General features: G+C 67.7%; 11 protein-coding genes. 6 read left to right on the top strand and 5 right to left on the bottom strand.

The window, feature by feature from the left end; all coding sequences use genetic code 11:
* Position 1: 1 nt before the first annotated feature.
* From ACQEVY_RS00055 to ACQEVY_RS00040, 4 genes are all read right to left on the bottom strand, one after another.
* Positions 2 to 1,036: an MBL fold metallo-hydrolase gene (locus ACQEVY_RS00055; protein WP_432954985.1), complete on the bottom strand. Its 1,035-nt coding sequence runs from the start codon at positions 1,034 to 1,036 to the stop codon at positions 2 to 4.
* Between the two features lie 691 nt (positions 1,037 to 1,727).
* Complete coding sequence (locus ACQEVY_RS00050; RefSeq protein ID WP_053744028.1) at positions 1,728 to 1,997, bottom strand: cytochrome C oxidase subunit IV family protein; 270 nt, start codon at positions 1,995 to 1,997, stop codon at positions 1,728 to 1,730.
* A gap of 10 nt (positions 1,998 to 2,007) precedes the next feature.
* A complete protein-coding gene (locus tag ACQEVY_RS00045; protein ID WP_432943457.1) occupies positions 2,008 to 2,511 on the bottom strand; it encodes a cytochrome c oxidase subunit 3 in 504 nt (167 codons plus the stop codon).
* A 100-nt stretch (positions 2,512 to 2,611) separates the two neighbouring features.
* A complete protein-coding gene (locus ACQEVY_RS00040) occupies positions 2,612 to 3,295 on the bottom strand; it encodes a hypothetical protein (protein ID WP_432943455.1) in 684 nt (227 codons plus the stop codon).
* Positions 3,296 to 3,579: 284 nt separating this feature from the next.
* Between ACQEVY_RS00040 and ACQEVY_RS00035 the strand changes: the two genes are divergently transcribed.
* On the top strand, positions 3,580 to 4,227 hold the full coding sequence (locus ACQEVY_RS00035; protein ID WP_432943453.1) for a TetR/AcrR family transcriptional regulator: 648 nt from the start codon (positions 3,580 to 3,582) through the stop codon (positions 4,225 to 4,227).
* A 109-nt stretch (positions 4,228 to 4,336) separates the two neighbouring features.
* On the opposite strand, the gene ACQEVY_RS00030 is transcribed toward ACQEVY_RS00035, so the two are convergent.
* A protein-coding gene (locus ACQEVY_RS00030; protein ID WP_386350741.1) for an IS5 family transposase occupies positions 4,337 to 5,154 on the bottom strand; the annotation gives its coding sequence in 2 pieces (ribosomal slippage) (positions 4,337 to 4,812 and positions 4,812 to 5,154; 819 coding nt in all).
* A 215-nt stretch (positions 5,155 to 5,369) separates the two neighbouring features.
* Between ACQEVY_RS00030 and ACQEVY_RS00025 the strand changes: the two genes are divergently transcribed.
* From ACQEVY_RS00025 to ACQEVY_RS00005, 5 genes are all read left to right on the top strand, one after another.
* Positions 5,370 to 6,110, top strand: coding sequence for a hypothetical protein (locus tag ACQEVY_RS00025; RefSeq protein ID WP_432943450.1), 741 nt, complete (start codon positions 5,370 to 5,372; stop codon positions 6,108 to 6,110).
* A gap of 77 nt (positions 6,111 to 6,187) precedes the next feature.
* Positions 6,188 to 7,840 (top strand): hypothetical protein, encoded by a 1,653-nt coding sequence (locus ACQEVY_RS00020; protein WP_432943448.1) that lies wholly within the window; start codon positions 6,188 to 6,190, stop codon positions 7,838 to 7,840.
* Entirely contained in the window at positions 7,837 to 9,984 is a 2,148-nt protein-coding gene (locus tag ACQEVY_RS00015; RefSeq protein ID WP_432943446.1) for an integrase, read from the top strand. Before ACQEVY_RS00020 ends, ACQEVY_RS00015 begins: the two co-directional genes overlap by 4 nt.
* The gene (locus ACQEVY_RS00010; protein WP_069757853.1) at positions 9,981 to 10,391 is read left to right on the top strand and encodes a hypothetical protein; all 411 of its coding nucleotides are present in this window, start codon (positions 9,981 to 9,983) and stop codon (positions 10,389 to 10,391) included. The genes ACQEVY_RS00015 and ACQEVY_RS00010 overlap by 4 nt, the downstream gene beginning before the upstream one ends.
* Before the next feature lie 650 nt (positions 10,392 to 11,041).
* Positions 11,042 to 11,641 (top strand): transposase family protein, encoded by a 600-nt coding sequence (locus ACQEVY_RS00005; protein ID WP_210582035.1) that lies wholly within the window; start codon positions 11,042 to 11,044, stop codon positions 11,639 to 11,641.
* The last annotated feature ends 102 nt before the right edge of the window (positions 11,642 to 11,743 follow it).

Here is an 11,743-nt window from a genome sequence, read left to right as displayed (position 1 = left end):
CTCAACCGGCCGGGGCGAACCGCCGAGTTCCCTCAACGTCCCGCCATGTGACCGCGCCCTGCCCGGCCAGTACGTCCAGGTGGGCGTCGATCTCCAGTACGGCTGTCATCTGGTGGACGAGCGGCAGGTCGTCGAGCCGGCGCAGACGACGGGTCCATGGCAGCGCGCGCGCCACCGCGTAGGCCGTGTCGGCCCCGGACGCCACCTGGCGTACCACCTCGTCCAGGCGTTCCTCATGATGCGCGATCAGTTCGTCCACCCGGGTGTGGACACTTCTTGTCACCGGCCCGTGGGCGGGCAGCAGCAGGGCGTCCGGCATCCCTCGCACCAGGCGCAGAGAGGCGAGATAGGACCGCAGGGGATGCCTCTCCGGCGACCGCTCGAACCCCAGGGACGGCGTGATGTGCGGCAGCACATGGTCCCCGGAGAACAGCAGACCGCCCAAGGGATCTCTGAGCACCACATGACCGCGGGTGTGGCCGGGTGTGGCCAGCACGTCCAGGCGGCGGTCAGCCAGGACGATCCGCTCGCCGTCCTTCAGCCACGCGTCCGGAGGGCCGAACGGCATGTCCAGCTCGTGCGGCTCGGCCGTCATCGCCTCCACTCGGGCCGCCAGTTCGGGGGCGCCGCACGCGCGCAGCAGGACGGCCTGCCGGGGGTAGCTCCCGTCCGCCAGGTCGAAGTCCTCGATCGAATGACGTTCCTCCCAGCCGATCCGCACGCGGGTGCCGAGCGACTCGCGGAGCGCCAGTGCCTGGGTGTAGTGGTCCCAGTGGGCGTGGGTCACGATGATCTGGTCAATGTCCCCGAGCCGGTGTCCGAGACTCTGCAGTGCCTCGACCAGTGCCTTCTCGGTCTCGGGCCTGGCCCAGCCCGAGTCGATCAGTATCAGCCCGCCGGGATCCTCGATCACGTAGACGTTGACCGCCGCCAATCCGTCCACGGGCAGTGCCAGGGGGATGCGGTACACATGGTCCACGACGGCGTGGGCGCCGGGTTCGGTCCAGTCGTCGGGCTGTTCCAACAGGGGTAGCACCAAGACCTTGCTCCTGCACCGCAGTCGACAGAGTAGATTTTAGCTTACATTAAATTAAATGTGCCCCTCCTGGCCTTCGACAGCAGCGCAGCAGCGCGAGCGAGCCTCGACGTGCACGGAGAGCCGGCCGCCGTGGAGCGCGGCGCGCCTCCTCGTGCCAGTGGTCGAGGAACCTGTGGCTGAAGGCGCCCCAGCTTGGAAAGTGGTGGCCCGGCGCAGCGGCGCAGCGGCGCCCAAGGCTTGAGATGCTGGTCAGCGCGACCCTCACCCTCCCCCACCGGGCAGATCGAGCCCGAAGGCCCTGAGTGACGTTCTGCCGCATCGTTATGACCGCTGCATCCCGATTCTTCGACAGCTGTTCCACCTGTCCGGCGGCAGTGAGGTTGCTCGGGTGCGCTGGTTGCTGATCCTGCGCCGAGACCAATGTGCTGCTCTTGGCCATCGCCATCGCCATCGCCATCGCCATCGGTGGCGGTGTGTTTGCGCGGCATGCTGTTCGCATTCGTAGAACTGCTGCGCGGCCGCGAAGCTACGAACACGGCCATGTCTGTCAGGCCGGGCCGGACAATTCGCAGGCCGCGTGTCGAACCCGACCGCCATCAGCTCTCGACGGAGGCGCTCGCCCGAACATCGGTCGGTACGGTCATCGCATGAGGACCTTCACCTGATTGAGCCTGTACCTCCCCAGGGATCACGCCATGAAATACAGCGCGAGGAGAGTTCCGCACACCAGGGCGCAGTAGCCCTCGAATGTGGCGCGCAGCCAGATCGGAGCGGCTCGGAGCTCCATGAAATCCAAGCCGATCAGGCGCACCTTGGCGAAAGCGATGACGAGGACGAGGGCGGTTGCGGTAGGGGAGGAACCGATGCCGTGGCCGGCGCCGAAGTACCATGAAAGCAGTGTCGCGGCGACCAGGACGAGCCAGACAACGGTAAGCCGGGTGAGGCGCGGTCTGCTCATCGGGATTCCCTCACTTCACGAGGTACAGCAGGGAGAACAGGACGATCCACAGCAGATCGACCACGTGCCAGAAACAGGAGCCGCCTTCAATGAACGTGAACCGGCCGGACGAGATCTGGCGTCCCCGCGACTTCACGGCAATGACGGTGAGTACGCCCAGCCCGAGCACGACATGGAAGAAGTGCACTCCGGTGAGGACGAAGTAGTACATGAAGAAGTCGTTGGTATTGGGCCCGATTCCGGACGTAAACTTGTCTCTGTACTCAAGGAACTTGATTGCCGCAAAGGTGAGGCCGCAACTGATGGCGCCTGCGAACAACCACGGTGCGACGGCCGCGGCACCGGCGCGCACGGCTCGGACGCCGAGGGCGACCAGCAGGGAACTGGCCAGTAGAACGAGCGTGTTCAGGACGCCGTAGGACTGACTCAATTCCTGCTGGGAGGTGGCGAACATCTGTGGGTGTTTGCCCAGCTGGACGAGGTAGGACCCGAAGAACACGGCGAAGACCACCATGTCGCCCAGGAGCAAGAGCCACAGTCCTTCCTCGCCGGGGACATGACGTGGGTCGCGGGGCTGGGTCGCCGAACAGGTCGTAGTGCGGGGCATCCGGCTGTCACGTGCCCGCCGGGCTGAGCGGCGCCGAAGCAGCCGATTGTTTGCTCTCTTGCTCGCGTTCCTGCTGTTTGATGGCCTGGAGCAGCGGCACGGTCATCACGAAGAACCAGGTCCCCAATACGGTGAGGGGCAGCCAGAAGGCGAAGATGCCGTTCCACGCGAAAGGTCCGGTGTGGAAGACGATGACGAGGATGCCGGGCGTGAGCAGTACCGCGCACCACAGGCTGAAGTAGCCCACCCACCGGGGGAAGACGGGCTCGGCGCTCTTGTCGCTGAATACGGCGAGCGCGATGGCGATGACCTGGACTACCGGCGGGGCCACAAAGCCGACCAAGGGAAGCCAGCCGAGGTCGTTGAGGGCCTGGGTGATCTCGGGCGAGCGGTCCGCCGGCCGGTACGCCGCCGCGGACAGGGCGAACATCGGGAACACGAGGAGCAGGCACAGGACTCCACCAGCGGTGAGCTGTGTGGCTGCGAGAGGCGACCGCCGGCCCTCGATGCGCCGCATCTGCACGCTGATGACAGCCGCCCACGGGAAGGCGAGCCCGGAGCCGATCATGGAGATGATGAGGCCGATCTGTATCCGCGTCTGGTGCTCGGTGTAGAAGCGCGCCACCTCGGATGCGCCCAGGTTCGGTGATGGTGGCGGAACCAGACCCGCGACGAACAAGAAGCCGATCATAAAGATCAGTATCAGTCCGGGTCCGCACCATACGCACAGCCGCTGCATTCTCAGGCTCATAACGCGCCCCTCGAAGTGTTGAATTTAACGTAAAATAAATAGCGTGGCTGGTCTTGGTACGCAACTTCGGTCAGCACCTTCGCTCCGTGCTCGACGGTGCCGGAGCTGCCTTGACCGGCAGTCTACACGCCATTACGGTAATACATACAGTAAAAACTGTGGTAAGCCGTGGGTGGCCGATGATGAAAGCCCGGTCGCAACCGGCGGGGTACGGAGGAGGAAGCGTGGACTCGGCACCCCGGAGGCGGCGTGTGCCCTACCGGCAGGGTGAAGGGGAGCGCCTCCGGCAGGACATCCTGGACACGGCGACCCGCATCCTGGAGGAGTCCGGTCGCGAGGACGCCCTGTCTCTGCGTGGCATCGCCCGCGAGCTGGGCATCGCCGCGCCCAGTATCTACCTGCACTTCAACGACAAGACCGACCTGGTGCGGACGGTGCTCGATGCCCGGTACGCCGCGCTGGCGTCGACCATGCGCGAGGCCGGAAGCGCGGCCGCCGAGGCCGGTGCCGACGCATGGGGTGTCCTGCGCGCCATCGTGGGCACCTACCGCGGGTTCGCCGTCGACAATCCCCGCCGCTATCGGCTCATGTTCAGCCTGGAGCAGCAGACTTCGGCGGAGGACCGGCGCGCCACCGGGCATCCGCTCGACCGGGTGCTGATCGCGTGGACCGATGCCGTTGACCAGTACCTCGCCGCAGCCTGTCCCGAGCAACGCGAGGAGGCCGACACGCTGGGGGTCCTGCTGTGGACCGGCCTGCACGGTCAGTTCGCCCTCTGGCACACCCTGCCGCATTCCTTTGTCGATGACGACACCATCCTGCGCGAGCTTGAGGAGGCGTTGATGAGGAGACTGCTGCCGCCGTCCGACTGACCGCCGGACGTTGGATGCGGCCATCCAGCGGCGCACGGTGCGCTGACCTGTTGACGCCGACTTTTCGACGGCCAAGGCCCTGGAGGCCAAGGGCGCCTAAGACCGTGTCCTACGTGGTGAGGCGGACGAGGCGCTTGTAGCAGCAGAGGGCGGCGGCAAGTCCGAGAAATGCCAGGTAGTTGCGGGGCTGGCGCTCGTAGCGTGGACTGAGTCTGCGGTAGCCGGACAGCCATGACATCGTGCGCTCGATCACCCACCTCCGACGCCCCAAGCGTTCGCTGGATTCGATGCCTTTCCGGGCGATGCGTACTCCGATTCGCTTCCATCGGAGCCATCTGCGCAGGTCGGCGCGGTCGTAGGCTTTGTCTGCGTGTAGGCGCTGGGGCTTGAAGTACCGGCCGCGGTGGGGGTCGTGTCTCGTTTGGTGACCCTCGATCATGGGCTTCAGCCCTTCGCTGTCGTGGGTGTTGGCGGCCGAGATGCCGACGATGAGGGGCAGTCCGTTCGCGTCCGACAGGACGTGCATCTTGGAACCCGGCTTACCCCGGTCCACGGGGCTCGGGCCTGTGTGTTCGCCCCCTTTTTAGCCCTGACGTGGGCGGTGTCGAGGACGACGCGGGTGACGTCGATGAGGCCGGCGTCGTCGAGGCGATACAGCACGGCTTCGTGTAGGCGACCCCAGACACCGGCCCTCGACCAGATCAGGAACCGGCGGTGAGCGGTCGACTTCGATATCCCGAAGCAGGGCGGCAGTTGGCGCCAGGCGCAGCCGCTGACCAGGACGTAGATGATGGCCGCGAACAGTGTCTCATCAGGCGTGTCCTGTGTTCCGCCGCCCTGCGGCCGCACCCTCGACGGCGGGATCAACGGCTTCGCGATCTCCCACAGCCCGTCCGGAACAATCCAACTCCACGTACCCCGCCCCATGTACAGCTCAACGTCCGCCTCACCACGTAGGACACGGTCTTAGTTCCGGACTTCGCCGGCAGGAGGGCGGGTCGCTGCTGACGTTCGAGGTTCCGACCCAGCGGCTTCGCTCCGGCCGGTACTGCCACGGCCGTGTCGCGGGCGCCGTCACCAGGTCGAAGTGCGGGCGAGTCTTCTACGCCTCGGTCGATGCGGTCGGTCAGGTCGAAGCGTATGTGGCGTCCGAGCGGGCCTGGGCAGTAAGGCGCGCTCAGGCCGCGGGCCGCTACGAGCGGCTGCCTGAGATTCGGCTGCTCACGAAAGTGACCCGTGGCCCGAAGCCGAAGGTCGAGTGGGTAGACCGGGACGGCGTCGCTGGGGGCCGAGAGCTTGGTCTGTTGGGCTGGCGGGAGCGTCAGTGGCTCTTCCTGGATGGGCCGGAAGGGCCCGAGCCGGCCTGGTTGTGGCTGACCGAGCAAGGGCTGCCGATGCTCCCGGGCCGGTGGAACGGCGTGTTCAGGAGCGCGAATCTGCGTTGCGACGAGGTGCTGCTCGCGCCGGTGGAGCGGGTGGTCAAGCGGGAGCTGCGGCTGGCAGAGGTCCGCGGGAAGAGTCCCTACGCGACCCCTCACGCCGCGCGGCACTCATTCGCGCTCTACATGCTCATCGTGCTGAACCAGCTCATGGAGACACGCTACGGGCTCACCGCGGCCGACCGGCGGGACTTCGCGCTGCTGTTCGGTGACCCCTGGTGGTTGGTGAAGACCCTCCTCGGGCACGCGGACGTGGAGGTGACCAAGCGCCACTACCTCGCGCCCGTCGCGCACCTCCAGCTGGAGTCCATCCTCGCCACTGCTGAGATCACCGACGGCCAGGGCGCGGTGGGAGGCGAGGGCATCGACGACGTGTTCACCCGGCTGGCTCGGGAGACGGCCGGCATCCAGGACGTCGACACGCTGCTCGGGGTGAGTGGATGAGCGGGCGGGGACGGAGGGCCGTGTTGCCGCCGGCCGGCTATCGCACCGGACCGCCGCGTCCCCGGGACGGACTGGTAGTGACGGTAGGCAACAAGGCCGGCGAGAAGAAGGAGTTCGACTTCGCGAAGCTGCCCGCCCCAGAGCGTATGCGGCACTCGCTGGCCGCGCTCTTTGCTGCCCAGTCCCGTCGGTGGACGAGCCACTCCTCCGCCGACCACTACTGGAACCAACTGCTGGTCTTCGTGCGCTTCCTTTCCCGCCTGGACAACCCGCCTGAGGATCTCGACGGCCTGACCGCCGCCGCCCTGAAACGCTGGCGCGAGCGGAACATCAAGACCAACACGGGCAGGCTCACGCTGGCCACGATTCGGGTCCTGCTGCGCGCGGACCCGAGGCTGCGCACCGGTCAAGTGGCGGAAGAGCTCGCCCGCCGGGTGCCACAGGGAACGCCGAGCAAGCAGTCGTACGAGGATGCGGAACGCGAGCAAGTGCTGCTCACCGCGCAGCGCCAGTTCCGCGCCGCTTGGATGCGCATCCGGGACAACACCATCGTGCTGGAGCGCTGGCGGCTCGGGCAACTGCCCGAAGGCAGCCGTGAAGCGCAGCTCGGCCAGGTCCTCGACGTGATCGCGTGCACCGGAGACGTGCCCCGCGCACGGCGGAGCGATGGGCTGACCAACCTGAGGCACCGTGGTCTCCTCGGCGGGGGCGGCGTCGAACGAACCTGGGGACGGCTGTTCTTGACCCGGCACGAGCTGACTGCCCTGGCCGTACTGCTGACCGACCGCTTTGCCTGGAATCTGTCCGTCTACGACCGCATGCCCGCGCCCAGCCGGGCGCCGTCGGTTGGCGAGAGGACGACGGTGACATACCTGGTGCAGGTGGAGAAGCGGCGACCCGGGGCGGGCCGGTGGTTCAGCACGGAGAACATCACCGACTCGGGAGCCGCCTCCCCGGGACGTCTGATCACACAGGCCCTGGACGCCACCGCACACGGCCGCGCGCTCGCCGCGAAGCTGGCCCCCGGCACCGACCTGCTGATGACCGCACGCCTGCAACAAGTCGGGCGCGAGCGCCGCGATCTGGATCGCCCACCGCGCATCGGCCCGCTGGTCTTCGGTGTCTCCCGTGTCGACGCCACCAGCTGGGCTCGAAGCCACGGGCTGAGCGGATCGCCGTTCCAACGCACCAGGCGCACGACGGTCACCCGCGAGGGCAGACCCATGCAGCACACCCAGGGCACCCACGAGAGCGTCTACGTGCTGCCCGACCAGCGTGTCCAGCGAGCATCCCAAGCAGTCTTCGAAGCCGGCGCCCACGAAGCACTCCAGCAAGCGCAGGCAACCGTCTTCGGCGGACACCTCGCACGTGAGCCGAACCCCGCGCATCACGAGACCGCGACGGCCGATTGCGAGGACGACACCACCAGCCCCTGGCCCGCCCCGGACGGGGGCTGCGCAGCGGACTTCCTACTCTGCCTGGCCTGCGGCAACGCCCATGTCCACCCCGGTCACCACCCCCGCCTAGCCCATCTGCATCAGCAACTGATGAGCCTGCGCTCGGTGCTGCCCGATCACACCTGGGCGGCGCGCTGGCACGACCACCTGCTACGCCTGAACGACATGCGCGACAGAGTGGGCCCAGCCACCTGGAATGCTGCGCTGGCCCAGGTCAGCGACCGGGACCGCACGGTCGTCGCGCTCCTACTGAAGGGAGAGCTGGCCTCGTGACCTCCGCCCTCGTCGATGAAGTCGACCCGTACGTGCTGCCCATGCCGACGCCGGATTCCCCCGTCGTGCTGGACCGGTGGATCAGCGCCGGCAACCGGCACCCCAACGGCCGCTACGCTGATGCGGTCTGGCCCTTGGCGCCACTCATCGACAATCCGGGCGCCACACTCTCCAAAATCCATTGGAGCAGGTGCCCGATCGGGCTGCGCGGCCAGTTGAAGCTGCCAGCCTGGATCATGATCAACGGCGAGCTGCGACCCACCGTTGTCCAGACCCGCGGACACCGCGCACGGACCCGCGGCTCCGCCGACGACATCCTGGAGACCTGCCGCGAGTGGATCCGCCTTGCGCACTGGGCGCACGAGCGCGGCATGTCCGACCTCGGCGCTTTTACCGACGAGTGGTGGAGCGCATACACCACGGAGCGCTGGCAGAGCGGCATCACACGCGATTACTCCGAGAAGGTCCTCGCCCGACTGACCGACCTATGGGCCTACGACCAACTCGCTGCCCACCCCTCGGGGATCCCCCGACCTCCCTGGGACACCGAGGGCGTCGACGACTACCTGCCCTCCGCCACCGTTGAAGGCGGCCGTGAGAACACCACCGAACCCTTGGACCCGCAGGTCATCGGCCCACTGCTGGTCTGGGCCGGCCGCATGGTCGACGACCTCGCCGAGGACATCCTGGCCGCCTGGACCGAACGGCGCCGGCTGCTCAGCATCGCTTCCGCCAGCACCTCCACCCCCGCGGGACGCGCCCGAATTGAGGAGACCCTGCTGCCCCTCATCACCTCCGGAGCCCCGATACCCAGCACAGGATGCGACGGTGGCCACACCCTGGCCCGCGCTTTCATCGCCGCAACCACCGGTGCCAGCCTCGGCCAGGTCGATCGCTTCAAGAAGCAGCACGGGTTGACCAACCTGGCCGCGTACCGGCCCGGCCCATGCCCACTGGACGTTCCGGTTACCGGCCAGGTCGCCGGACGCCCCTGGCGCCAGAGCCTCGACTTCAATGAGGCCGCCGACCTGATGAAGCACCTCGGCACGGCCGCCATGATCATCATCCTCTATCTGACCGGCATGCGGCCGCAGGAAGCGCAAGGCTTGCGCTCCGGGTGTTGCCCTGACCCGGCGCCCCGACCCGACGGCGCCCCTGGACGCCACCTCATCCGCAGCCATCACTACAAGGAGGTCACCAACGACGACGGCCACCACATCTCCGCCGGCGTCGAGCGGGAGGTCCCCTGGGTCGCCATCGCCCCTGTCGTCCGCTCGATTCGCATCCTTGAGCGCATCGTCCCCGAAGGGGAGCTCCTTTTCAGCGCCGCCCATCACGACTTCCAGGGGGTCAAAGCCCACCAGGGGGCGCTGAAGAACGGGACTCTGAACCGCCGCATCGACAGCTTCGTCGCCTGGGCCAACCGCGAAGCCGTCGCCCAGGGCCTTCCGGAACAGGCCATCCCCCAGGACCCGCACGGTGAGCTCGGCATGGCCCGGTTCAGACGTACGCTGGCCTGGCACATCGCCCGCCGCCCGGGCGGGCTGATCGCCCTCGCCATCCAGTACGGCCACATGCGCACCGTCCTGGATGCACGCACATCCACCGGCTACGGAGCCCTCGGCCGCCGGGGCATCCACGGGGTGCTCGATGTCGAGACAGCCCTTGCCGCGGCCGACACCGCCGCGCGTCTTCGTGACCGCATGGCCGCCGGTGAGAAGATCTCGGGACCGGCGGCCCGTCGCGCTGTCACCGGCGCGACCCAAGCCCCGCACTTCGAGGGCCGCATCGTCCCCTCCACGTTCGCGAGGAAGGCGGCCGCCTATCTCGCTCGGGACGGCATTGTCCTGTTCGACAACTCCGACGCCCTCCTGATCTGCGCATTCAAGCGCGAGACGGCATTGTGCGAACCGGCAGCGAACGCGACCTCGCCGAATGTGGTCGACTGCCGGGCGGGCTGCGGAAACATGGCCCGCACCGACACTCATGCCAGTCAACTGCGTGATCGTGCCGACGAGATCGACCAGCTCGCCGCGCATGCACCCATGCACATCGGCAACCGGCTGCGGGCCCACGCCGCCCGACTCCGCCAGGCCGCCGTTACCCACGCCGCCACTGCCGAGACCGCCGAGGTCCTGAGATGACCGAGCAACCCACCGACGAGCGCACGCGCATCCGCGAGGCGATGGACCGCCTCCTGGCCGGGCAGGCCACCGCTTCCAACGGGAGTCTCACCATCGCGGCCCTCGCCGTCGAGGCAGACGTCCACCGCATGGCGCTGATGAAGCGGCACGCGGATCTGAAGAACGAATTCTACGAACGGGTACGCACCGAAGCGCAGCAAGTCCCCGAGGCGGAGCGCCGACTGCGCGAGTCCGTGGTCAAGCTCAAAGAGACCGTCTCGAACCAGCGAAGGGAGATCAAGGAACTGCGGGAGCTAGTCACCCGTCTCACCCTCGCCGCCGCGGTCCTGACCGACCAGCAAAGCCAGTCGGCGCCCCGCTCGCAGGTCCCAGACAACGTCGTTGCCTTCCGTCCGTCGGAGCAATGAAGATCTGCCATCCTGATTTCCGCTGGTCAGCAGGGCTGGTGTGAGGTCTCCGCGGGGTTCTCGTGCTGGTCGGGCGAGAGATCGTTAGCACGTGATCGTCCGTCACGGGCGGCCTCTGGGATTCCCGGGGCCGGGGCAGCGGGCCGCTGCATAGCCTCCTGGTGGGAGGTGTGTATGACGGATGTGCTGACATGGACGGTCCAGCAACGGCTTGAGCTGGAAGGACGGGCTGAGCTGCTCCGCAAGGAACTGTCCGGGATCGAGTCGCAGTTGGCCCGGCTGGAAGCAGCCGAGGTGGTGTTCGGGCAGTGGGCCGAGGCAACCGATGGTGGACGTCGGTCGTCGGGCATCGTGGAGCCGGAGCCGGAGCCGGAGCCGGAGCCGGAGCGTGTCGTGGCGGGGCCGGGTGCGGGCGGGATGCGTCTGGTGCCGGACCGGTCCGAGGGGATGGGGGTGGAGTCCCTGACCCCGGAGTATCGGCGGATCATGGAGATCGTGGCCGGGGCGGAGGGTCCGGTGATGGCCAAGGACGTCGCTGGGATGCTGGGTCGGGAGCTCACGCCGGGCAAGGTCGAGCCGGTCCGTGGCCAGCTGCGCAAACCCGCTGGCGCAAGGTCAGTTCCGGGACCCAGGCGGTCATCGTGCTCGCCGTGCTCCGTCACGACCAGCGTCTTGCCGACATGGCCGGCGGCAACGCGGTCTCCGCCTCCACCGTGCGCCGCTGGGTGATGGAAGTGATCCGCCTGCTGTTCGCCCGCGCCCCGCGCCTGGACCGCGCGCTGAAGAAGATCGCCCGTGCCGGCGGGGTCGTGGTCCTGCTGGGCGGCACCCTCATCCGCACCCGGCGCCGCACCGGGAAGGACAACCGGAAGAACTACAGCGGCAAACACAAGTCCCATGGCCTGCTGTTTCTCGCGCTGACCGACGAGCAAGGCAACGTGATCTGGATCCCGGCGGCGAAGCCGGGCCGGTCCAGCGAGATCACCACCGCCCGCCACAACAAGATCACCGGACACCTGCGCGAGGCCGGTCTCGGAGCCCTGGCCGATCTCGGACTCGTCGGCCTGGACGACGACCCCGACGACCACCCGGTGATCATCACCGGCCGCAAGGCCACCCGCAACCACCAGCTCACCGACGCGGAGAGAGAAGCGAACCGCCTGCTCAACCGCGAACGCGCCGCCGTCGAGCACGGCTTCGCCAACCTGAAATCGGTCATCGTTGCAATCCTCGAGACGGAGTTCGCTTGACAACAAACATGAGGGGCTGGCCCTTGGGCTCGTGCCCACCTTCGTGAGCCGCCGTGCGGATGGGCCGCTGCGATCAGGCGAGGGTGACTTCGACGGGTAGTT

Source organism: Streptomyces sp. CA-288835 (genome assembly GCF_050936385.1).
Lineage (GTDB): Bacteria > Actinomycetota > Actinomycetes > Streptomycetales > Streptomycetaceae > Streptomyces.
This window is presented reverse-complemented; position numbering and strand designations above follow the sequence as displayed.

Coding starts and splice junctions, on each gene's coding strand:
- ACQEVY_RS00050 (WP_053744028.1), bottom strand. CDS start 1,997: ATGAGCAGACCGCGCCTCACCCGGCTTACCGTTGTCTGGCTCGTCCTG.
- ACQEVY_RS00045 (WP_432943457.1), bottom strand. CDS start 2,511: ATGGTGGTCTTCGCCGTGTTCTTCGGGTCCTACCTCGTCCAGCTGGGC.
- ACQEVY_RS00040 (WP_432943455.1), bottom strand. CDS start 3,295: ATGATCGGCTTCTTGTTCGTCGCGGGTCTGGTTCCGCCACCATCACCG.
- ACQEVY_RS00010 (WP_069757853.1), top strand. CDS start 9,981: ATGACCGAGCAACCCACCGACGAGCGCACGCGCATCCGCGAGGCGATG.